Origin of the sequence: Azonexus sp. IMCC34842, from assembly GCF_050368855.1 — a bacterium.
Taxonomy (GTDB): domain Bacteria; phylum Pseudomonadota; class Gammaproteobacteria; order Burkholderiales; family Rhodocyclaceae; genus Azonexus; species Azonexus denitrificans_A.
Window position 1 is genome coordinate 3,728,499 of the sequence record NZ_CP178449.1, and the last position, 21,966, is coordinate 3,750,464.

Annotated in this window: 23 protein-coding genes; 8 read left to right on the forward strand and 15 right to left on the reverse strand. The window is 63.8% G+C overall.

What is annotated here, in order from left to right; translation table 11 throughout:
• Positions 1-6 precede the first annotated feature (6 nt).
• The 6 genes from ACLIKD_RS17670 to ACLIKD_RS17695 are packed head-to-tail and all read right to left on the reverse strand — an operon-like array spanning position 7 to position 5,705.
• A complete protein-coding gene (locus ACLIKD_RS17670) occupies positions 7-1,209 on the reverse strand; it encodes a multidrug effflux MFS transporter (RefSeq protein WP_428826051.1) in 1,203 nt (400 codons plus the stop codon).
• On the reverse strand, positions 1,206-2,222 hold the full coding sequence (locus ACLIKD_RS17675) for a fumarylacetoacetate hydrolase family protein (protein WP_428826052.1): 1,017 nt from the start codon (positions 2,220-2,222) through the stop codon (positions 1,206-1,208). Before ACLIKD_RS17675 ends, ACLIKD_RS17670 begins: the two co-directional genes overlap by 4 nt.
• A gap of 6 nt (positions 2,223-2,228) precedes the next feature.
• Positions 2,229-2,768, reverse strand: coding sequence for a VOC family protein (locus tag ACLIKD_RS17680; RefSeq protein WP_428826053.1), 540 nt, complete (start codon positions 2,766-2,768; stop codon positions 2,229-2,231).
• Positions 2,769-2,778: 10 nt separating this feature from the next.
• Positions 2,779-3,003: a DUF2783 domain-containing protein gene (locus ACLIKD_RS17685; RefSeq protein ID WP_226418001.1), complete on the reverse strand. Its 225-nt coding sequence runs from the start codon at positions 3,001-3,003 to the stop codon at positions 2,779-2,781.
• Between the two features lie 10 nt (positions 3,004-3,013).
• Positions 3,014-4,687: an FAD-dependent oxidoreductase gene (locus ACLIKD_RS17690; protein WP_428826054.1), complete on the reverse strand. Its 1,674-nt coding sequence runs from the start codon at positions 4,685-4,687 to the stop codon at positions 3,014-3,016.
• Positions 4,688-4,739: 52 nt separating this feature from the next.
• Positions 4,740-5,705: an MBL fold metallo-hydrolase gene (locus tag ACLIKD_RS17695; RefSeq protein WP_226472040.1), complete on the reverse strand. Its 966-nt coding sequence runs from the start codon at positions 5,703-5,705 to the stop codon at positions 4,740-4,742.
• Positions 5,706-5,873: 168 nt separating this feature from the next.
• Between ACLIKD_RS17695 and ACLIKD_RS17700 the strand changes: the two genes are divergently transcribed.
• A complete protein-coding gene (locus tag ACLIKD_RS17700) occupies positions 5,874-6,671 on the forward strand; it encodes an IclR family transcriptional regulator (RefSeq protein WP_428826055.1) in 798 nt (265 codons plus the stop codon).
• A gap of 28 nt (positions 6,672-6,699) precedes the next feature.
• On the opposite strand, the gene ACLIKD_RS17705 is transcribed toward ACLIKD_RS17700, so the two are convergent.
• From ACLIKD_RS17705 to ACLIKD_RS17725, 5 genes are all read right to left on the reverse strand, one after another.
• Positions 6,700-8,016 (reverse strand): ATP-binding cassette domain-containing protein, encoded by a 1,317-nt coding sequence (locus tag ACLIKD_RS17705; protein WP_428826056.1) that lies wholly within the window; start codon positions 8,014-8,016, stop codon positions 6,700-6,702.
• 72 nt (positions 8,017-8,088) lie between these two features.
• Positions 8,089-8,850: an ABC transporter ATP-binding protein gene (locus ACLIKD_RS17710; protein ID WP_428826057.1), complete on the reverse strand. Its 762-nt coding sequence runs from the start codon at positions 8,848-8,850 to the stop codon at positions 8,089-8,091.
• A gap of 1 nt (position 8,851) precedes the next feature.
• On the reverse strand, positions 8,852-9,784 hold the full coding sequence (locus ACLIKD_RS17715) for a branched-chain amino acid ABC transporter permease (RefSeq protein WP_226417996.1): 933 nt from the start codon (positions 9,782-9,784) through the stop codon (positions 8,852-8,854).
• A gap of 2 nt (positions 9,785-9,786) precedes the next feature.
• Positions 9,787-10,662 carry a branched-chain amino acid ABC transporter permease gene (locus tag ACLIKD_RS17720; RefSeq protein ID WP_226417995.1) on the reverse strand — a complete coding sequence of 292 codons (876 nt, stop codon included), beginning with the start codon at positions 10,660-10,662 and terminating at the stop codon, positions 9,787-9,789.
• 317 nt (positions 10,663-10,979) lie between these two features.
• Positions 10,980-11,783 carry an IclR family transcriptional regulator gene (locus tag ACLIKD_RS17725; RefSeq protein WP_428826058.1) on the reverse strand — a complete coding sequence of 268 codons (804 nt, stop codon included), beginning with the start codon at positions 11,781-11,783 and terminating at the stop codon, positions 10,980-10,982.
• A 78-nt stretch (positions 11,784-11,861) separates the two neighbouring features.
• On the opposite strand from ACLIKD_RS17725, the gene paaY reads away from it, so the two are divergent.
• The 3 genes from paaY to ACLIKD_RS17740 are packed head-to-tail and all read left to right on the forward strand — an operon-like array spanning position 11,862 to position 13,545.
• On the forward strand, positions 11,862-12,482 hold the full coding sequence (paaY, locus tag ACLIKD_RS17730) for a phenylacetic acid degradation protein PaaY (protein WP_428826059.1): 621 nt from the start codon (positions 11,862-11,864) through the stop codon (positions 12,480-12,482).
• 59 nt (positions 12,483-12,541) lie between these two features.
• On the forward strand, positions 12,542-13,324 hold the full coding sequence (locus ACLIKD_RS17735) for a YdcF family protein (RefSeq protein WP_428826060.1): 783 nt from the start codon (positions 12,542-12,544) through the stop codon (positions 13,322-13,324).
• A 14-nt stretch (positions 13,325-13,338) separates the two neighbouring features.
• A complete protein-coding gene (locus ACLIKD_RS17740) occupies positions 13,339-13,545 on the forward strand; it encodes a heavy-metal-associated domain-containing protein (RefSeq protein ID WP_428826061.1) in 207 nt (68 codons plus the stop codon).
• Positions 13,546-13,626: 81 nt separating this feature from the next.
• Here ACLIKD_RS17740 and ACLIKD_RS17745 read toward each other — a convergent pair whose 3' ends face one another.
• A complete protein-coding gene (locus ACLIKD_RS17745; RefSeq protein ID WP_428826062.1) occupies positions 13,627-14,403 on the reverse strand; it encodes an FkbM family methyltransferase in 777 nt (258 codons plus the stop codon).
• Between the two features lie 410 nt (positions 14,404-14,813).
• Here ACLIKD_RS17745 and ACLIKD_RS17750 point away from each other — a divergent pair, with 410 nt between their 5' ends.
• Complete coding sequence (locus ACLIKD_RS17750) at positions 14,814-15,044, forward strand: ParD-like family protein (RefSeq protein ID WP_428826063.1); 231 nt, start codon at positions 14,814-14,816, stop codon at positions 15,042-15,044.
• Positions 15,041-15,856: a type I methionyl aminopeptidase gene (map, locus tag ACLIKD_RS17755; protein WP_428826064.1), complete on the forward strand. Its 816-nt coding sequence runs from the start codon at positions 15,041-15,043 to the stop codon at positions 15,854-15,856. The genes ACLIKD_RS17750 and map overlap by 4 nt, the downstream gene beginning before the upstream one ends.
• Positions 15,857-15,918: 62 nt before the next feature.
• Here the strand turns inward: map and paaX are convergent, their stop codons facing one another.
• The 3 genes from paaX to ACLIKD_RS17770 form a co-directional block, all read right to left on the reverse strand.
• Positions 15,919-16,905, reverse strand: a complete 987-nt coding sequence (paaX, locus tag ACLIKD_RS17760) for a phenylacetic acid degradation operon negative regulatory protein PaaX (protein WP_428826065.1) — start codon at positions 16,903-16,905, stop codon at positions 15,919-15,921.
• Positions 16,906-16,949: 44 nt separating this feature from the next.
• Positions 16,950-17,999: a 2Fe-2S iron-sulfur cluster-binding protein gene (locus ACLIKD_RS17765; protein WP_428826066.1), complete on the reverse strand. Its 1,050-nt coding sequence runs from the start codon at positions 17,997-17,999 to the stop codon at positions 16,950-16,952.
• 88 nt (positions 18,000-18,087) lie between these two features.
• Entirely contained in the window at positions 18,088-19,116 is a 1,029-nt protein-coding gene (locus ACLIKD_RS17770) for a hypothetical protein (protein WP_226417966.1), read from the reverse strand.
• 377 nt (positions 19,117-19,493) lie between these two features.
• Here ACLIKD_RS17770 and paaN point away from each other — a divergent pair, with 377 nt between their 5' ends.
• Entirely contained in the window at positions 19,494-21,161 is a 1,668-nt protein-coding gene (gene paaN / locus ACLIKD_RS17775) for a phenylacetic acid degradation protein PaaN (RefSeq protein WP_428826067.1), read from the forward strand.
• 9 nt (positions 21,162-21,170) lie between these two features.
• Positions 21,171-21,965, forward strand: a complete 795-nt coding sequence (gene paaG / locus ACLIKD_RS17780) for a 2-(1,2-epoxy-1,2-dihydrophenyl)acetyl-CoA isomerase PaaG (protein ID WP_428826068.1) — start codon at positions 21,171-21,173, stop codon at positions 21,963-21,965.
• The last annotated feature ends 1 nt before the right edge of the window (position 21,966 follow it).

Genomic DNA, 21,966 nt, shown 5'->3' on the forward strand with positions numbered 1-21,966 from the left:
CCGGAATCAGGGGGCTGGATGACGGACCAGCGCAAGATGGCATAAAGGTACCAGCAAGGCGCACCCGGCGACTGTCATCGGCAGGACAGTTGCTGCGCCATCGACGCCGTGGCCGACCAGCATGCCGACCAGCGCGCCGATCCCCATCTGGCAGAAACCCATCAGCGACGACGCGGCGCCGGCCATTTTCGGATAGGGGGCGAGCGCCTGGCCGACGGCATTTGACATCACCAGACCGACGGCCAGCGTGACGAAGAACATCGGCCCGAGCAGCGCCGCGACATGCCGCGTGCCGGCCGCTTCGAGGCCCCACATGGTCGCCCCGGCCAGCGCGCCGAGCCAGGCGCCGGCGAGCAGCAGGCGGTCGCCGCCGAAGCGCCGGACCAGTTTGCCGGAGAGCATGCTACCGGCCAGGTAACCGGCGACGACCAGCCCGAAGGACAGGCCGAAAAGCTGCGGCGACAGGCCGAAACGGCCGATCAGCACGAACGACGATCCAGAGATGAAGGCGAACAGCGTGCTGTAGGAAAAGGACAGGGCGAGCAGATAGCCGAGATAATTGCGGTCGGCCAGCAGTATCCGGAAATTGGCCAGGATGCGGCCGGGCCGGGTCGCCGTCGGATCGCGATGGGCATTGCTCTCGGCCAGCCAGAACCAGACCGCGCCGATCTGCAGCAACGAAAACAGCACGAGCAGCGCGAAGTTGGCCTGCCAGCCGAACCACACCGTCAGGTAGCCGCCGAGCGTCGGACCGAGCAAGGGCGCCAGGGCCATCGCGCCGCTGACGTAGGCGAGCACGCGCACCGCCTCAACCGGTCCCCAGACATCGCGGACGATCGCCCGACCGAGCACCGGCCCGGCACAGGCGCCGAGCGCCTGGACGAAACGGGCGGCGATCAGCGTTTCGACGCTGTCGGCGAACAGGCAAGCGAGTGAAGCGACGAAATAGAGCAGCAGGCCGCCGAGCATCAGCGGCCGGCGGCCGAAACGGTCGGACAGCGCGCCGTAGGCCAGCTGGGCGACGGCAAAGCCGGCGAGGAAGACCGACAGCGTCAGCTGGATGCGCGCGGCGTCGGTGGCAAAGACCCTGGCCAGCGTCGGCAGCGACGGCAGGTAGAGATCGGTAGACAGCGGGCCAAGGGCGACCAGCGTGGTCAGCAGCGCCGCCAGCCGGAAGGATGGCGACGCCGCGGCTGGCGAGGCGCTCACCCCGGGTAGGGGGCGACGCGCTGCTCGATGGCGCCGAAGATGCTGGCCCCGGCGCGGTCGAACATCTCGATCCGGACGCGGTCGCCGAACTTCAGAAAAGCGGTCTGCGGCTTGCCCGATTCGATGGTCTCGTACATCCGCACTTCGGCCAGGCAGCAGTAGCCGACCCCGCCGTTGGCGATCGACGAGCCGTGCAGGCCGCCCTGCTTGTTGGAGACGGTGCCGGAGCCAATGATCGAGCCGGCCGCCATGTCGCGCGTCCGGGTGACATGCGCCAGCAGTTGCGGGAAATTGAAAATCATGTCGGTGCCGGCATCCGGCTGGCCGAACAGCTGGCCGTTCAGATGCACGGTGAGCGGCCGATGCACCCGGCCCTCGCGCCAGTCGGCGCCGAGTTCGTCGGGGGTCACAGCGACCGGGCTGAAGGCGCTGGCCGGCTTCGACTGGAAGAAGCCGAAACCCTTGGCCAGTTCGGCCGGGATCAGGTTGCGCAGCGACACGTCATTGACCAGCATGAGCAGCCGGATGGCCGGCGCACACTGTTCCGGCGTCGCGCCCATCCGGACGTCGCCGGTAATCACCGCGACCTCGGCTTCGAGGTCGATGCCCCAGTCTTCGGAGCGGGCCAGGATCGGATCGCGCGGCCCGACGAAAGAGTCGGAACCGCCCTGGTACATCAGCGGATCGCTCCAGAACTCGGCCGGCAGTTCGGCGCCGCGCGCCCGGCGAACCAGTTCGACATGATTCACGTAGGCCGATCCGTCGGCCCATTGATAGGCGCGCGGCAGCGGCGAATGGCAGGCCGCCGGATCGAACGGATCGGGGTCGCCGAGCGCGCCGCTGTTCAGCGCTTCGTAGATCTGCCGTAACTGCGGCTCGACCGCCGGCCAATCGTCGAGCGCCGCCTGCAGCGTGCGGGCGATGGCCGGCACCGGGCGGCAATGCGTCATCTGGCGGTTGACGACGACCAGCGTGCCGTCGCGGCCGCCTTTTTTCAGGGTGGCTAGTTTCATTGCGGCTTACTCCCCGGCATAGCTGCCATCGTGCATCCAGCGCGCATGTTGCGGCGCCTTCCTGGTTATCGCCCACTCGTTGAGCATGTCCCACTTCACTTCGTCGAGCATTTTGGCCATTTTCGGCGTGCCGGTGTTGGCCGCCAGTTCGAGACGATGGCCGCTCGGGTCGAAGAAGTAGATGGATTTGAAAATGGTGTGATCGGTCGGCCCGACGACGGCGATACCGTCGGCTTCCAGCTTGGCCTTGGTTTCGAGCAGCGAATCAAGCGAATCGACCTCGAAGGCGATGTGCTGGGTCCATGTCGGGGTATTCGGGTCGCGCCCCATCGGCGGCTTGGCCGGCAGCTCGAAGAAGGCCAGGACATTGCCGTGGCCGGCGTCGAGGAAGACGTGCATGTAGGGATCCGGTTCCTTGGTCGACGGCACCTCGTTCTCGGCGATCGCCAGCACAAAACCCATGTTCAGGTATTTGCCGTACCACTCGACGGTTTCCTTGGCATCCTTGCAGCGGTAGGCCACGTGGTGAATTCTCTCGATTTTCATGGAGTTCTCCTTAAACGCCGGCCCGGGCGATCTGCATCGCCTGGCGGAGGACGGCGATGTCGCCGATATGGTTGGACAGCAGCAGGATCAGTTTGGCGTTGACCAGCGCGCTCTGCTCGTCCGACAGGTCGCGGTGAGTGTCGATCAGCGCTTCGTAGAAGTCGTCGCCGGGCGTGAAGGCACGGAAATAGCGTTTGCCGGGTTCGGTGAAATTGGGCTTCAGATTGAGTGCCATGTCCGGCTCCTTATTGAACGTTGCAGGTGGCGCGCGCCAGCGCGGCCTTCAGGCGGGCCGCATCGAAAGTGCGCCAGCGGGCGGCGACATGCTGATCGGGGCGCAGCAGGTAAACGGTGCCCGGCTCGCTGTCGTAGCGTTCGGCGAAACGGCCGGTGTAATCCTCGAAGACGCGCAGGCCTTCCGGCGCCTGGCCGGCTTTCGGCGAAACCAGTACCACCTCGAGCGGCATGCCGGCGTCGGCCAGCGCCTTGAAACGCCTTGCCGTCGCGGCATCGAGCGCCGCCGGGTCGCTGACATGGACGAGCGCCATGAAGCGCTGACCGACCCGGTCGAGCAACCAGAAATCGCTGCCGTCTTCGCGCATCGGGCTATCGTCCATCGGTGCCCCCGGCACCATGTCGCCGGCAAAGGCCGAGCCATCCGGCGTATTGAGCCGCGATTCGGTGAGATACGAGGGCACCGACAGGCGGCCGGAATTGACCAGCGCCCGGGCAAAGGCGTGGTCGCCGGCAAGGGTCAGCACGGCATTGCGGAAGGTCAGCGAGGTCTTGCTCTTCGGCGTGATGAAGTCGGTCGACCGCGTCGAGTTCATGATGTTCTCGTCGGCCGCGAACTCGCGTTCTTCGCCATAGCTGTCGAGCAGGGCGGCCGGTGCCTGGCCGTCGATGACCAGCTTCAGCTTCCAGCACAGATTGTCGGTGTCCTGGATGCCGGAGTTAGCGCCGCGGGCGCCGAACGGCGATACCTGATGCGCCGCGTCGCCGACGAAGAGCACGCGGCCGTGGCGGAACTTGTGCATCCGCCGGCACTGGAACGTATAGACGCTGACCCATTCCAGCTCGAACTCGCGGTCGTCGCCGAGCATCGCCTTGATCCGCGGGATGACCTTTTCCGGCTTCTTCTCTTCTTCCGGATCGGCCTGCCAGCCGAGCTGGAAGTCGATGCGCCAGACATTGTCGGCCTGCCGGTGCAACAGGACCGACTGCCCCGGATGGAAGGGCGGATCGAACCAGAACCAGCGCTCGGCCGGGAAATCGGCCTTCATCACCACGTCGGCGATCAGGAAACGATCCATGAAGATCTTGCCTTCGATCTCCAGGTCCATCATCCGGCGGATGCCGCTGCGCGCGCCATCGGCTACCACCAGCCAGTCGGTTTCCAGCGTGTAGATGCCGTCCGGCGTTTCAACCTGGAGCGTTGCGCCGTTGCCCTCGGGCGCCACCGAGACGACCTTGTTCCTGAAACGCAGGTCGAGGTTGGGCAATTCCTTCGCCCGCTTGACCTCGTATTCCTCGAGGTAGTACTGCTGCAGGTTGATCATGCCCGGCCGCTTGTGGTCGGGCTGCGGCAGCAGGTTGAAGTTATAGACCTCTTCCTCGCGGAAGAAGGTGCGCCCGACATTCCAGCTGACGCCCTTGGCGACGCAGGCATCGCCGACCCCGAGACGGTCGAGCACTTCGAGGGCGCGCTTGGCATAGCAGACGCCGCGCGAGCCGACCGACACGGTGTCGTCGTCGTCGAGCACAACGACCGGCACGCCGGACTGCGCTAGCTCGATCGCCGCGGCCAGGCCGACCGGCCCGGCGCCGACGACGACCACCGGGTAACGCTGCGTGGCGCCGCTTTTCTGCTCCGGCGGCTGGACGTACTCGTACTTCGGGTATTGATAGGTACTCAGCATCTTGGTCTCCTCGTTCTCGTTATAACCGCACCCCAGCGAGGGGGAGCGGCGCTTACTCGGCTTGCAAGCCGTGCCACATCTCCTTGTCGCGTTCCGCCGTCCAGATGCGCGGATGCTTGATGCCGCTGGCTTCATCGACCGCCCGGGTAACGTCGAAGGGCAGACAGTGTTCGTAGATGAAGACCTGGCCGAACTTCGGGTCCATCGCCTTGCGGCAATGCGCCATCGCCTGATTCAGGTTGAGGCCCTGGGCGACCGCTTCCCTGGCCGAGGCCAGCAGCGTGGTGACAAAATCGCGGGTATAGGCCAGGCCGGCCGCGACGCGTTCCGGCGTATCGAGGGCGGGACCGCGGCCGGGCACCAGCTTTTCGGCGCCGAAAGCGGCCAGCGCATCGAGCGTCGCCGGCCATTCCTCGAGCTGGGCATCGCCGGTGTAGCAGGCGGCGTCGGCTTCGACCAGATCGCCGGAGAACAGCACCTTCTCGGACGGCACCCAGACGATGGTGTCGCCCTTGGTGTGGCCGGGGCCGACGTGCATGATCTTGACTTCCAGATCCTTGCCCATCCACAGCGTCATTTCGTCCTTGAACACCAGCGTCGGCCAAGTCAGGCCGGGGATCGAGTCGTAGGCATCGAACAGCCGCGGGAAGCGCTCGTACTCCGACTTCCAGTCCTGTTCGCCGCGCTCGACGATCATCTCGTAGGTGCCCTGGCTGGCGATGATTTCCTGCATGCCGGCGGCCTTGTAGCCGGAAGCGCCGAGCACGCGGACGGCGTGGTAATGCGAGAGGACGACGTACTTGATCGGCTTGTCGGTAATCTTGCGGATCTCGGCGATCAGGCTCTGGGCCATCACCGGGGTGGCCAGTGCGTCGCAGATCAGCACGGCATCGTCGCCGATGATCACCCCGGTGTTGGGATCACCCTCGGCGGTATAGGCCCAGCAATGGGCGGACAACTGGGCGAAGGTGGTTTTCTTGACGGCGAGATCGGCGACGGAGGCAAACTTTTTGGTCATGGTGAATTCCTTTACTGGACGATGAACGTAATTTAGATTTGCATTCGTTAATAGTCAATGCATTTGTTAATAGCGAATATTGAAACATGGGCAAACGGGTTTGCCATTGACCATCCGGCGCACTCCCGCTAAGGTGGCCCCCGTCAGGGACAGACCGGCAGGAAGGCCATGGAGCACGAAGACGAAAAAGAACGGCGCGGCATTCAATCCATCGAGGTCGGCGGGCAACTGCTGACGGCGCTGGCCAAATCGGGCGGCGCCATGTCGCTCAAACAGCTCGCCCACGAGGCGCAAATGACCGCCGCCAAGGCGCATCCGTATCTGGTCAGCTTCGGCAAGCTCGGGCTGGTCAGCCAGGACCCGGTCTCCGGGCGTTACGCCCTCGGCCGGCTGGCCCTGCACATGGGCCTGGCCTGCCTGCGCCAGCTCAATCCGGTGCGCCTGGCCACCGCGGCGGCGGTCGAGCTCGAACAGCGCATCCATCACACGGTGGCGCTGGCGGTCTGGGGCAACGCCGGCCCGACGGTGGTCCATCTGGAGGAATCCAGCCATCCGATTCACATGAACCTCCGGACGGGCACCGTGATGTCCTTAACGACCGCCACCGGCCTGGTCTTCGGCGCCTACATGCCGGCCCGGATGATCGAGCGCTTCGTCGAGGAATCGATGCACCCGGACGCCTTTCCGCACATCATCGGCGAGCGCCGCAACTGGCAGGAAATGCAGCCGGCCCTGGCCGAGGTCCGCGCCCACGGCATGGCGCGCGCCATCGGCCAGCCGATTGCCGGCGTCAGCGCCTTTTCCGTGCCGGTCTTCGATCACAACGGCCATATCGTCCTCGTCATCACCATCGTCGGCCCGACCGGCGGCTTCGATCCGGACTGGGACTGCACCAACGCCCGCGCCCTGAAGGAAACGGCCGCCGCCATCTCGGCCGATCTCGGCTTCAACGCGTCGGCCCACTGAGTCACGGCTGCCGCCTCGATCCCGGCGGCTACATGCCGAGGTACGCGGCGCGCACCTGCTCGTTGCTGATCAGCTCCTGGCCGGTGCCAGTCAGCGTGATGTGGCCGGTTTCCAGCACGTAGCCGCGGTCGGCGATGGCCAGCGCGGCAAAGGCGTTCTGTTCGGCGAGGATGATGGTCATGCCCTGCGCCTTCAGCGTCTTGACGACGTTGAACACTTCCTGGACGAGCAGCGGTGCGAGGCCCATCGACGGCTCGTCGAGTAGCAGCAGCTTGGGCCGGCCCATCAGCGCCCGGCCGATCGCCAGCATCTGCTGTTGCCCGCCGGACAAGGTGCCGGCCGGCAGGGCGCGCTTTTCCTTGAGGATCGGGAACATCGCGAAGATCTTCTCCATGTCCTCGGCGACCTGCCCTTTGGGCTGGGTATAGGCGCCGAGCCGCAGGTTGTCCTCGATCGACAGCGGCCCGAAGACCTGCCGCCCCTCCGGGCTCTGGCAGATGCCCTGGCGCATGCGCATGTCGGAACGCAGCTTGCTGATGTCCTCGCCGGCGAAGCGGATGGTGCCGCCGCTCATCGGCTGAACGCCCGACAGCGTGCGCAGGAAGGTCGTCTTGCCGGCGCCGTTGGCGCCGACCAGGGCGATGGTTTCACCGCGCCGCACCTCGAAATCGATGCCTTTCAGCGCCTTGATCCGGCCATAGCAGCTTTCCATGCCGGATACCGCGAGCAGGACGTCGCCGCCCGGCACCCCGACACCCGGCTGCAGTTCGCCAGCGCTCTGCCCGCCCAGGCCGATCGATTCCGGGGCCAGGCTGGCGATGCGGTGGAACAGTTCGCGGAATTCGGCTTTCGCCTTCTCGCCGAACAGCGGATCCTCGCCATCGAGGAAGGCCCGGTCGATCTGCTCCCAGTCCTCCGCGGTCAGCACCTCGCGGGCCAGCGGCATGGCATCCTTCTCTTCGGTGCGGATATGGTTCTTCAGGCTTTCCGTATAGGTCCGCAGGGCAGCGGCGAATTCGGCGTTGCCGAGTTGCCCGGCCGCCGTTTCGGCCAGCTTGCCGCGCAGCGACTTGAGGACTTCCGGCCCGTTGCGGTGCTCGGCCTGCAGGCGATCGAGGATGGCCGCCGCGTCGGCACTGCGCGCCCGCAGCAACGGGAACAGGTGATCGTCCTCCTTGGCATGGTGGCAGGCATCCATGAACTGTTCGATGTAATCGAAAATCGAGCTGAAGAAGGCCGGATCGACCTTGCTGCCGGCGGCCATTTCATCGGCCACGAGGTCGATGGTGGCGACGATGCGCCACAGGTTGCGATGGTCTTCGCTGATGATGCGCAGTGCTTCCATATCAAACTCCTAATTCTTCGATTCCGTTCCCGGCCCGCCCAGGACAAAGTCATGAGTGGCCCCGGAACGGAATCAGGCGTGGGCGCCGAGATAAGCGGCGATCACGTCGGGATTCTGGCGGACTTCCTCGCCCGTGCCTTCGGCCAGCTTCTTGCCGTAGTCGAGCACCAGGATGCGGTCCGAGAGGTTCATCACCATCTTCATGTCGTGCTCGACCAGCACCACGGTGACGCCGGAATCGGCCACCTTGCGCACCAGATGATCGACCTCGATGGTTTCCTTGGGATTGAGGCCGGCCGCCGGCTCGTCGAGGAAGATCAGGCGCGGCTTCATGGCCAGCGCCCGGGCGATCTCCAGCCGTTTGAGCGCGCCGTAGGGCATGCAGTCGGCGCGCGCCTCGATGAATTGATCGAGACCGACGAAGCGCATCAACTCGGCCGCCTCGGCCCGCATCTCGGCATCGCGCCGCTTCAGCGTCGGCAGACGCAGCGCCGCCTTGAGCAGGTTGCGGTCGAGGCGCAGATGGGCGCCGACCATCACGTTCTCGATGGCGCTCATGTTCATGCAGATCTGCAGGTTCTGGAAAGTCCGGGCAACGCCGCGGGTGGCCAGCTCGTTCGGCGACTTGCCGCCGATCGCTTCGCCGTCGAGGCGGATTTCGCCGCTGGTCGGTTTGTACACCCCGGTAATCAGGTTGAACAGCGTCGTCTTGCCGGCACCGTTCGGGCCGATCACCGCATAGACGATGCCGGCGTCGATGCTGAAGCTGACGTTCTGTACCGCCTTGACGCCACCGAAGTGGATGGAAAGATCCTGGACATCGAGCAGTGCCATGTCAGTCTCCCTTCCCGAACTTGGCGGCCAGCGTCGGCACCAGTCCCTTGGGCATGAAAATCATGCAGAGCATCAGGATCGAACCGAAGGCAACGGTTTCCCAGCCCTCGAAAGTGGCCAGCGCCTGCGGCAAGGCGGTCAGCAACACAGCGCCGACCAGCGAGCCATAGACCGAGGCCATGCCGCCGATCACCACCATGGTGACCAGTTCGATGGAATGGAAGAAATCGGCCAGATTGGGCGTCACGAAGCCGACGTAATGCGCGGTGACGCTGCCCATCAGGCTGGCGAAGACGGCCGACATGACGAAGATCGCCACCTTGTAGCGGACGACATCGACGCCGACCACCTGCGAAGCCACTTCCGAACCATGCAGGGCGCGCAGGGCGCGGCCGAACGGCGAGTCGATCAGGTTGAGCGAGGCCCAGACGCTGACCGAGAGCAGCAGCGCGACGACCCAGTACCAGTGCTTGTCGCTGGCGAGATCGAAACCGAACAGGCCCATGGTCGGGACCGGCATGCCGTCCGGCCCACCGGTCCAGGTCGCCTCGTTGCGCAGCGCGATGTTGATGATGATGCCGAGGCCGAGCGTCGCCATCGCCAGATAGTGGCCCTTCAGCTTGAAGATCGGCCGGGCGACCAGGCCGGCCAGCAGGCCGGTGGCGAGCGCCCCGGCCGCCATGGCGAGGACCGGATGCCAGCCGAAGTGGGTGGGCAGCACGGCCGAGGCGTAGGCGCCGATGCCGAGGAAGCCGGCATGCCCCATGCTGATCTGGCCGGCGAAGCCGATCAGCAGGTTGAGGCCGAGGACGATCACGGCGTTGATCGCCATGCGGATGACCAGATCGAGATAAAAGCTGTTGGGCACCACGAAAGGCAGCACGACGAGGATGGCGATGACGATATACAGGCCGAAATAGGCATTCTTCTTCATCGTTACACCCGATCCGTCGATTTGCTGCCGAACAGACCGCGCGGCATGAAGAACAGGATGAGCAGGATGAGCACGAAGGGGATCGCGTCCTTGTAGCTCGACGAGATGTAGCCGGCGCCCATCGCTTCGAGCACGCCGACCAGCAGGCCGCCGATCACCGCGCCGAGGCCGTTGCCGAGACCGCCGACGACGGCGGCGACGAAGCCCTTCAGGCCGAGCATGATGCCGACGTCGTAGGAAGTCAGCGTGATCGGCGTCAGCAGGATGCCGCCAAGGGCGCCGAGAGCGGCCGACATGGCGAAACTCATGAACAGCACCCAGCTGGTGTTGATGCCGACCAGCTCGGCGGCGACGCGGTTGAACGAGGTGGCGAGCATGGCCTTGCCCTGCAGCGTGCGGTTGAAGAAGTACCACAGCGCGACGACGACCAGCGCGGTGACGCCGAGCACCCACAGGCTCTGCGGCAACAGCGTGGCGCCGAGGATCTCGATCGGCGCATCGCCCGAGAAGGCCGGCAGGCTATGCGTGCCCTTGCCGAGCCAGACCTGGATCAGGCCGCGGATGACCAGCGAGGCGCCGATGGTGATGATGATCAGCGTCACCGTCTCGGCGCCCTTGACCGGCTCGATCGCCAGTTTCTCGACCAGAATGCCGACGATGGCCGGAATCAGGATGGCCAGGACCAGCGCCACCGGCAGCGGCAGGCCGGCCTGGGTGAAGAAGACGGCGAGCATGCCGCCGAGCATGATGAATTCGCCCTGGGCGAAGTTGATCACGTTGCTGGCGTTGTAGATCAGCGTGAAGCCGAGCGCCGCCAGCGCATAGGTTGCCCCGACGGTCAGGCCGGAAAAGAGAAATTGCAGGAACTGGGCCAGCATCAGAGGCTCCCCCGATTGCTGGGCGCCGCCCGGCCGCGGACATACCGTCGGTCTTTCATGTCGTCTCCTGTTGTTATCAGTCGAAGCAAATATGGATGTGTTGCTTCTTTTCTGTGGAATCGATTCTGAAATATGGAATTCATCCTGTCAAGCAGAAATGATACAAAGTTGCGCCAACTTCAAAAATTCCGTATCAATTTCAAGGAACTGATTTATTGCTGTTTTTCACCCAATTCACATGTAATCCACCAATGAAAAACCCGCCGGGCGGCGGGTCGATTTGGGCAGGTGGCACGGCCTGATCAGCCGGCTCAAGCTCACTCGGCTGGCGAATAGCCGAGGCGCAGGGACAACTCGGCGGCGGTCTTTTTCATCGCCCCGACGACCTTGCCATTCGGGTCCATATCGAACATGCCCTGAACCCCGACGACCAGCATCGCCAACGTGATTTCACCCTTGAAATTGAATACCGGCGCGGCCAGCGCCTCGACGCCGGGTACCAGGTGATAGCCGGAAACCCCGGCATAACCGTCGGCCCGGACCTTGGTCAGCAAGGCATCGACTTCGGCCCGCGTCTGCAACTCGGGCGGCAGGTCGCCGCCTTTCAGGCGGCGGTCGATCAGGCGATTGATGGTTTCCTTCGGCAACCAGGCCGAAAACACCCGACCGCTGGCCGAGGTCAGCGGATCGAGCGCCGTGCCGGTCACCACATTGACGGTAATCGGCCGGCGCGGCCGCTCCCAGCGCACGATGATCGGCCCGCTCTCGCCCCACACGGCCAGCGCCGTCGTTTCGTTGATCTCGTCGCGCAAGCCGGCAATCGCCGTCAGGCCGAGACGGATGCGGTCGAGGCGATCGATGGCGACCAGGCCGATATTGAGCGCAAAGGGACCGAGGTCGTAGCGCGAAGTCATCGGGTCCTGGTCGACCAGGCCGGCCCGGATCAGGCTGACCAGGTAGCGGTGCGCCTTGGAGGGCGGCATCTCGGCCGCCGCGGCAATGTCCTTGAGCATCATCGAGCGCTGGCCATTGACCATCGCGCGCAGGATGCCCATCCCTATTTCCAGTGACTGGACGCCGTGTTTCCCCTCGCCCAGCCTGCTCTCGGATTCTTCGCTCATCACGCCCCCTGAAAATTCCACATGTCGAAACGACTTTTATTTTATAGAATCTGCGCTCTGTTTGTCTGGAGCATTTGCATGAAGCCCTTGCGCGTCTACGCCATCGACGGGATTGTACCGGTCGTCGATCCCACCGCCTTTGTACACCCGAGCGCCGTCCTGATCGGCGACGTGATCGTCGGCCCGGGTTGCTATGTCGGCCCGTGCGCCAGCCTGCGCGGCGATTTCGGCCGGCTGATCCTGGAGCGCGGGGCCAATCTGCAGGACACCTGCGTGATGCACGGCTTTCCCGGCACCGACACCGTTGTCGAGGAAGACGGCCACATCGGCCACGGCGCCGTGCTGCACGGCTGCCGGGTCGGGAAAAACGCGCTAATCGGCATGAACGCGGTGATCATGGACAACGCGGTGATCGGTGAATCGGCCATCGTCGCCGCCAGCGCCTTCGTCAAGGCCGGCGTCGAAATTCCGGCGCGCAGCCTGGCCGCCGGCATGCCAGCCAAGGTCATCCGCCAACTGTCCGACGAAGAAATCACCTGGAAGACCGAAGGCACCCACACCTACCAGGACCTGACGCGGCGCTGCCTGGCGACCATGGTCGAATGCGAACCGCTGACGGCAATCGAAGCCGACCGCCCGCGCATTCACCTGCCGGACGTCATTCCGCTGGTCGAACTGAAGAAAAACAACCGCGCCTAGATGCCTGGCCCGGCCGCCGGGCGTTGACGCTGGCGAGCCGGCCGACGACACTCGCCGGCATGTCCTTCGCCTTCATCTTCAAGACCCTGCTCGGCACGCTGTTGCTGCCGCCGGCCAACGGCTTGCTGCTGCTCTGCCTGGCCGCCCTGTTCCGCCGGCGGCGCTGGGCGCTTGGCCTGGCCCTGGCGGGCGGCGGACTGCTCCTTGTCCAGAGTCTGCCGCCGATGGCGACGGCCTTGATTGCGACGCTCGAGCAGCGGGCCGGACCGGTATTGAGCAATGCCGCCGGCGCCCAGGCCATCGTCGTGCTGGGTAGCGGTCTCAAGCTGGAAGCGGCCGAATACGGCGGCGACACGGCCAACGAGCGCAGCCTGATTCGCCTGCGCTATGGCGCCCGGCTGGCCCGCCAGCTCGGTTTGCCACTGCTGATCAGCGGCGGCCGGCCGACCAATGCCGACAGCTCGGAAGCCGAGGCGATGGCCAGGATCATCGAACGCGAGTTTGGCGTGCCGGTGCGCTGGCGGGAGACGGAATCGCGCGACACCGCCGACAATGCAGCGATGTCCGCCCGCATTCTGCGCAGCGCCGGGATACACCGCATCGTGCTGGTCACCCAGGCTTTCCACATGCCGCGGGCAAAAGGCCTTTTTACGGCGGCCGGACTCGAGGTCATTCCCGCCCCAACCGATTTCAAGAGCGGCAAGAGGGAATCCTTCGCGCCGTTCGACTGGCTGCCGCAGGCTAATGCGCTGCAGACCTCCTACTACGCCCTGCATGAATGGCTGGGCATCCTGTGGATGCGCCTGGCGCAAATCGCCGGCCCGTCGGCCTCACCAAGCTAAGCCGAGGAAAGACCATGGACACCCTGCATTTGAAGATCGGTGGCCTGACCGACGAAGCCAGCGTGCGCACCCTGGCCAACGCCATCCAAGACCTGCCGAACATCGGCCATCTCGACATAAACCTGACCAGCGGCGAAGCCAGCGTCGAACACGGCCGCTTCATCAGCCCGAACGACATTGTTCAAGCCATCGTCGATGCCGGGTTTACGGCTGATTACTAGCGCTCAAAAAGCCGACTACGGGGGCAATTCATGCTTGCCTACCGGTGTTGAAGAAAACGCCGCGCCAGGCAATTGAAATGCTTAATGAAATTGAATAACGCGATATTCCCCTTGCTGAGTCTCAGTATGGGGGCGGCCCGCCAACAAATTGTCCACGGCCGCAGTACAACCGGGCCGAAAACGATCATGCAATTCGATCGCAATCGCTTTCGTCTTGCCAATCCAGTTCGTCGTGTCGGCCTGAAGCAGATCGACCTCGGAGCCTTCGATATCGATCTTGAGCAGACTGAAGGCGTCTTCATCATTATCGGCAAGGATTCGCCCGAGCGAGATGGCTTCAATCGCATCCGGATCATCTGGCTCGGCTTCCACTACCCGGAATGACCAGGACTCAGCCGTCGGATTCAAGATCCTGACATGGCCATCCGTGCCCCACAGCGCCTTTTTGACGGGGATTACATTGGGGTATCCGGCGACGTTCTTGCAGAGCAATTGATAGTTGGCCGAGTCGACCTCCAAGGCAATGATCTTTGCCTTCGGCCAGCGCGCGGCAAACATGATGCTAGACAGCCCGATATTGGCCCCGGCATCGACGATGAAAAAAGGCGGCGTCAACTGCAGGCCGAATTCGGTTTCGCCTTCACACAAGATCTGTTGAAAAACCTTCAAATCGCTGGTTCCCGCCCTCAACCAGATTTTGTGGGCCAACCCGGGGATGTTTACGCCGTACAACTGACCTTTTGACAGTTTGTAGTCCTGGCGTAGGCTGAACCAAACGGCAAAACCCCGCAGAGCCCCAAAGCGCTCTCGATAAGGCAAGCTTTCGGAAAACACGTAATTCAGATTCTTGATCAGCAAAGGCGCATCCTTTCATGGCAACTGCGACGAGCATACGCTAACTATGCAATAGTAATATCAAAAATGCTCGGTGCCGCGCAATCAAATCCAACGACAAATCATCGACCCCTGGACACGCAGACCAACCAGATTTCAGGCCGCGCTATGCCAAGATCGCTCATGACAGATCCAAGCTGGCCGGCCACCACTTACCGCGACATCAAGGTCAGCGAATCGTTCTCGGGAAAGCGTCCGGCGCTGGATCGATTGCCGGACGGGTTTGCACCGTCGGGGACTCAACAAGAGGTCCAGATGGTGCTCGGCGAAGGGTTGCCCACAATATTGCTGTCACCAGTGCTATCGAAGGAAACCAATACAGCCGCACATCTGCTAATATACGTATCGTATACAAACCATATATCGGTGATCTGATGGGAATCGTCAAAATTTCAGAACGGATGCATGAGAACTTGCGTCTGACCAGTAGCGCGTTGAGTCGCTCGATCAATGCGCAGGCCGAGCATTGGCTTCGCGTCGGGATGCTCGCCGAGTTGAACCCGAACCTTTGCTACGCCGACATTTGCCAGTTGCTGGTCCAGGCGGAACGGCAGGCCGAGGGTGATGGGCTTGGCAATGGCGCTTTGTCGGTTGTGGCAGCATGAGCGCTTCCCGACAGGTAGCGATAAGGACCGAATCCGAGATTGCCATGGCCCGGCGGGCCGGCATGCTGGCGGCCGATGTCTTGCGGATGATTGCCCCGCACGTCAAAGCGGGCGTCACGACCGATCAACTGGACAAGCTCTGCCACGATTACATCATCGATGTGCAGCAGGCGATTCCGGCCAATGTCGGCTATCACGGCTACCCGAAGACCATTTGTGCGTCGGTCAACCATGTCATTTGCCATGGGATTCCGTCCGACAAGAAACTGAAGGATGGGGACATCGTCAATATCGACATCGGTATCGTCAAGGATGGCTGGTTTGGCGATACCAGCCGGATGTACCTCGTCGGCAACCCCTCGACGCTGGCAAAACGCCTGGTCCGAACGACCTACGAGGCGATGCGGGCGGGCATTCGGCAAGTTCGTCCGGGCGCCACGCTGGGCGATGTCGGTCATGCCATCCAGACCGTCGCCCAGCGCGAGGGCTTCAGTGTCGTTCGCGAATACTGCGGGCATGGCATCGGCACCATCTACCACGATGAGCCGCAGGTGCTGCACGTCGGGCAACCGGGCAAGGGACTCAAACTCGAGCCGGGGATGATATTTACCATCGAGCCGATGATCAACGCCGGCAAAGCGGCGATCACCCACCTGCCCGACGAATGGACCGTGGTGACCAAGGATCGCTCGCTCTCCGCGCAGTGGGAACATACCGTGCTCGTCACCGATAGCGGGTTCGACATCCTGACCCCGTGGCCGGACGGCTACGGCGATTACGCGCCGATCCTGCCGGTCAGCTCGCCCGCCTGAGCGCGCCGGCCGGCCCGCCCCGGGCGATGGCGGCCGGCCCGACTGATTCCGTCTGGCCGCCCTTACAGCGACATCGCGGCTAGCGGGTCGTCCTGGGGAAAGCGGTCGGCGTAGGACGGATCGCAGGGCGGGTTGGTGCCGTCGGCGAGGGTCAGCAAGTGGTCGAGATGCCGCTCGGAGGCGGGCACCAGGCGGCGATAGAGTTCCTTGCACAACAACCGGGCCTTCTGGCCGGGCCAGTCGACCGGCAGCAGCACATCGGGCAGTTCCGGGTCGCGCAGCAGCAGGCGACGGTAGTCATGGATCAACAGCGTGCGCAGCAGGAAGGCGTCTTCCTCGCCGACCTCGGCCTGGCGGTCGCGGCGCAATTCGGCGAGGGCCGGCAGGTAGGTCGCGACGAACTCGCTGTAGGCGCTGGCCAGCGCATCGAGATTCCAGGCCCGGCGGACCAGATCGGCGTCGTTGGCCGACAGGCCGGAGCGCGAATCGGCGGCGAGCAGCGGCATCAGGCGGTCGAGATAGCCCGACAGGCCTTCGGCGACCAGCGCATCGAAGGCGGCGGTCAGGTCGGCCGAGGGATGCACGAAACAGTCGGCGCCGAGCACCCCGAAGCCCTGCCAGAACAGCGCCTGACGCAGCCGCTCGCGCTCCTTCGGCTCGAACTCGCCGACCGCCAGGATCAGCCGCCAGCGGCGATCCCAGAGCGGCGCATGCGAGGCGTAGATGTGGCGCGAGGCTTCCTCGAAACGCCGCCGCCCGGAATTGGTCAGCACGTAGTCGGCGCGCCGGCCGACTGTTTCGGTGCGCAGCCATTCTTCCTTGGCGAGCCGGAAGACCGAGGTGCGGACCAGTCGCTCGTTGAGTTCCAGCGGTTCGAGCAGACGGATCAGGCTGCCGAGCCAGACCCGGCCGCCGCGCGGCAGGATGGCGTCGCCAAACATGGAGATGATGAGCGAACCGGCCTGGACGCGGGTTTGTTGCCGAAAATCGTCGAGGCGGGTCTTGATCGGTTGAATCACTGTATCGGCTGCAACGGAGAATCTGCGCATGTTAGCGACTCCACCCGGTACTGAACAGGGCGGAGGGCATCAAATCAGGCTGGCAACAGGTGATCGGCATCGGCCGTCACCGGTTGCTGCTGCGCGAAGAAGCCTTCAGTGTGGATCAAATCGTCGCGGGCGCCGAGTTTCTTGATGGTGGCGACACAGGTATCGACGAACTCCGGGCTGCCGGCGACGAAGATGGTGTGTTTCGACAGATCGGGAAACATTGTCGGCAACACCGCGTCCACCCGGCCGGCCAGATAACCTTCGGCGGTCTCGCGGGTCAGCGTCACCTTGTAGTCGAAATTGCGATGCTTGGTGCGCCACCAGGCCATCATTCCCTGGCTGTACACGTCTTCTTTGGTGCGCGCCGAGAAAAGCATCGTCACCGGCTTGCGGAAACCCCGGCGCAGCGCCGCTTCGGCCAACGCCAGGACCGGTGCGAGGCCGGTACCGGCGGCCAGGCAGAGGACCGGCGTATCGACCGCCGGGTCGCCGATGAAGGTGCCGTAGGCGCCGGAAATCTTCAGGCTGTCGCCGATGTTCAGGCTATCGTGTATCCAGTTGCTGGTCTTGCCGCCCTCGGCGCGGGCCACCTGCAGCACCAGTTCGCCGTCCGGGCGTGGCGCGTTGGAAATCGAATAGGCGCGGGCCGGCACGTCGGCGCGCGGATTGCCGACCGTGACATACTGCCCCGGCCAGTAACGGATCGGCTGGCCGACCGGGCGCATCCGCACTTCAACGACGCGCGCCGCGACCGTACGCTTGTCGGTCACCACGAACAGCGCGTCTTCGCGCGGCGGGAAGAGCTTGGGCCGGGCATCGAGGGTGCCCCATTCGATGACCAGTTCCTCGGAAATCGGCTTGGCCATGCACATCAGGCCGTAGCCCTGCTTGCGCTCGTCCTGCGACAGCGCCATGTCGAGCACCATGCCCTGGTCGAACTGGCCTCCGGTGACCTTGACCTTGCACTCGCCGCAGGCGCCGGCCCGGCAGTTGTTGGGCAGCGCGTAGCCGGCCTTTTCGAGCGCCATCAAAACCGTGTCGCCGTAGTTGCAATCGACCGACTTGCCCGAAGGCTGCATCACGATACGAGCCATTTTCTTCCCCTTTGTCTATTCGTCTCTCTCTTGCGGCAAGGCCGGCGCCCCTTGCGGAACACCGGCCGGCAGCATTTCTTATGGCTGCTTAGAAGACCGGAATGATGTCTTCCATGTCGATTTCCGACACTTCCTGACCGGAGATGCCGACTTCCGGAATGGCCGGGAACGGAATGTTGTAGCGATCGAGCACGCCCTTCAGGTTAAGCATCGCATTGCGCCAGTTTTCCAGCTTGGCTTCGTAGCTCGGGATGCCGAAACCGGCGCCGCGCGCCACTTCTTCAGCTTCCCGCTGGTTGCCGATGAAGTCGGCCGGGAGGTCCCAGAATTCCATCGGCGGCTCGAACAGCACGGCTGACAGGAACAGGTAGCCGGCGCGGATCTGCTTGGTGACGACGGCCTTGGTCGACTCGTCGAGGCCAGGATAGTCGCGCTCCATCACCGCCATGCAGATGGCCATGTGGCGGCCTTCGTCGCGGCCGATGTTCTTGAAGCCTTCCTTGAAGACGGGTTCGCGGGAATTGTCGAACATCTGCTTGAAGATGGTCGCGGCAGCGATCTCACCCATCAGGAAGGAGCTGAACAGGACGGCCAGGTCGTACTTCGGCACCGCCTGCTTGTAACCGGTCCAGTAGCGGCCGCCGTTGAAATACAGCCAGGCGACGTTCTTCTGCAGGCGCTTGCCGAGGTCGGTCTTCGGCACGTAGGTCAGCGGGTCCGGGTGGCCGAGCAGCTTGGTGATGGCCAGGCCGCACATGATTTCGTGGTTCTGTTCATCGCGGGTGACCGAGAAGAAGCACTTGCGGACCGGATCTTCCTCGTGCACTTCATAGGTCTTGATCAGCGCTTCGGCGAACACCGGCGGCGCCGAGGCGTCGAATACCGACAGCAGGCTCCACCAGTAGGCGATGGATTCGCGCTCTTCCCAAGTGTAGCTATCTACATCCAGGGTATCCCAAGGCAGCTTTTCCGGATCCCAGTTCTCGCGCAGCGAGGCTTCCCAGACTTCCTGCAACTTCTTGGTCTTGCTGTTCCAGGACAGCGGATAGATGTTCGGCTGCGGTGTGGCCGGCGGAAATTCCATCTTGTCCGCGAAACGCTCTTTATTACTTGCCATGTGTGTCTCCTCCTCAGGTCGGATCGTCAGGTAGAAGGTCAGCCCGAAGCAGGCTGCCGTGGAAGCATCATGTTACATATTCATTCGGTTCGTCAACGCTTTTTGTATCGCTTTGTGAAAATAGAACGAAACATTTTTGCCGGAGACGCTGTCAAAGCACTTAAATTTTCCTTATAAAACAGAATTCAACGATTGTTTTTGATGTATTTTTTGGTGCACCGCGGAATGACTTCCTGCATTTAAAACTTCACAAAAGGAGCAAATGACGTGATACATTTCATCAACCGTCTTAGCAATAGTTGGTAACTAATCACCCGAAGAACGGCCTTCACCGGCTGTCTCTCGACAAGAAAACGCCCCACTCCCGGAGGAAGCAAATGACTCACCCCCTATTCGAGAAACACCGCGCCACGCTGGACGGCGCGCTGAATGCCATCCACACCCGCGGCTACTGGTCGGCCTTCAATGAAATGCCGAGCCCCAAGGTGTATGGCGAAACGGCGCCGGACGACGGCAAGAAAGCCTACGCAAGCCACCTCGGCCAGCCGTTCGCGCTCAACCAGCCGGGCGAAAGCGGCTGGACCGGCGGCGAGCAATCGCCGTACGGGGTCGCCCTTGCCGTGCAATATCCCGTTTGCGACTTCGCCGCGCTGATCGCCGCCGGCCAGCAGGCCATGCCGGCCTGGCAGGCAGTCGGCGCCGAAGGCCGCACCGGCATCTGCATCGAAATCCTCAGCCGCCTGAACCAGCAGAGTTTCGAACTGGCGCATGCAGTGATGATGACCACCGGCCAGGGCTGGATGATGGCCTTCCAGGCCGGCTCGCCGCATGCCCAGGAGCGCGGCCTGGAAGCCGTCGCCTACGCCTGGCGCGAGCAGAGCTTCGTGCCGGCCGAAACGGTCTGGGAAAAGCCGCAGGGCAAGAACCCGCCGCTGATCATGAAGAAACATTTCGAAATCGTCGGGCGGGGCGTCGCCGTCGTCGTCGGCTGCGGCACCTTCCCGACCTGGAACACCTACCCCGGCCTGTTCGCGGCGCTGGCCACCGGCAACGCGGTAATCGTCAAGCCGCACAGCAACGCCATTCTGCCGGCGGCGATCACCGTCCGCACCATCCGCGCCGTGCTCGCCGAAAACGGCATCGATCCCAACCTGGTCACGCTATGCGTCACCGACAAGCGCGAAACCACCCAGCAACTGGTCACCCACCCGGCCGTCAAGTCGGTCGACTTCACCGGCGGCAATGTCTTCGGCCAATGGCTGATCGACCACTGCCGGCAGGCCCAGGTCTATGCCGAGCTGGCCGGCGTCAACAACATCGTCATCGACTCGACCGATGCCTACCGCAAGATGCTCGGCAACCTGGCCTTCACGCTGTCGCTCTACTCCGGCCAGATGTGCACCACCTCGCAAGCCATCCTGGTGCCGGCCGCCGGCATCGACACCGAAGAGGGCCACAAGTCCTACGACGAAATCTGTCGCGACCTGGCCAACGCCGTCACCGGTTTCCTGGCCAAGCCGGAAGTCGCCTTCGCCGTGCTCGGCGCCATCCAGTCGGCCGATACGCTGAAGCGCATCGAGGAAGCCGGTTCCGGCAAGCTGGGCACGGTCATCCTCGCCCCGACCCGGCTGGAAAACCCGGATTTCCCCAAGGCCGAAGTGCGCACCCCGGTGCTCCTCGCCTGTGCTGCCGGCGAAGAAGCCAAGTACATGGAAGAGCGTTTCGGGCCGATCAGCTTCATCGTCAAGGTGGCTGATACCGCCGCCGCCATCGCCCTCTCCGAACGCATCATCAGCACGCACGGCGCGCTGACCGCCGGCATCTATTCGACCCGGCCCGAGGTGATCGAGGCGATGACCGCCGCCACCTGGCGTTCCAAGGTCGCGCTGTCGATCAACCTGACCGGCGGCGTCTTCGTCAATCAGTCGACGGCCTACTCCGACTACCACGGCACCGGCGGCAACCCGTCGGCCAACGCCTCCTACGCCGACTCCGCCTTCGTCGCCAACCGCTTCCGCGTCGTCCAGCGCCGTTACCACGTTTGAGGACAGCCCATGAACTTTGAAAACATCACCTTTGAAATCGCCGACGGCATCGCCCGCCTGACGCTGAACCGCCCGGACAAGCTGAACAGCTTCACCGACGCCATGCACGCCGAGCTGCGCACCGCTCTCGACCATGTTCAGGACAACACGGCCATCCGCGTGCTGGTGCTGACCGGTGCCGGGCGCGGCTTCTCGGCCGGGCAGGATCTCGGCGATCGGGCCATGCAGATACAGGCCGGCAAGATGCCGGACATCGGCAACACCGTCGAACGCAATTACAAGCCGCTGGTGCTCCGTCTGCAGAACCTGCGCGTGCCGACCATCGCTGCGGTCAACGGTATCGCTGCCGGGGCCGGCGCCTCGGTGGCGCTGGCCTGCGACCTGGTGATCGCCGCCAAGTCGGCGTCCTTCCTGCAGGCTTTCAGCAAGATCGGCCTGATTCCCGACACCGGCGGCACCTGGTTCCTGCCGCAACGGGTCGGCATGGCCCGCGCCATGGGCCTCGCCCTGCTGGCCGAGAAGCTGCCAGCCGAGAAGGCCGCGGCATGGGGCCTGATCTGGCAATGCGTCGAGGACGCCGAGTTCGCGGCGACGGTCGATGCCATCGCCAGACAACTGGCCACCGCGCCGACCAAGGCACTGGTCCGCACCCGTCAGGCGATGCATGCCGCCCCCGGCCACACGCTGGAGCAGCAACTGTCCTTCGAAGGCGGCATGATGCGCGAACTGGGCTGGAGCCCGGATTACGCCGAGGGCGTCGCCGCCTTCATGGCCAAACGTGCGCCGAATTTCACCGGAGAGTGAA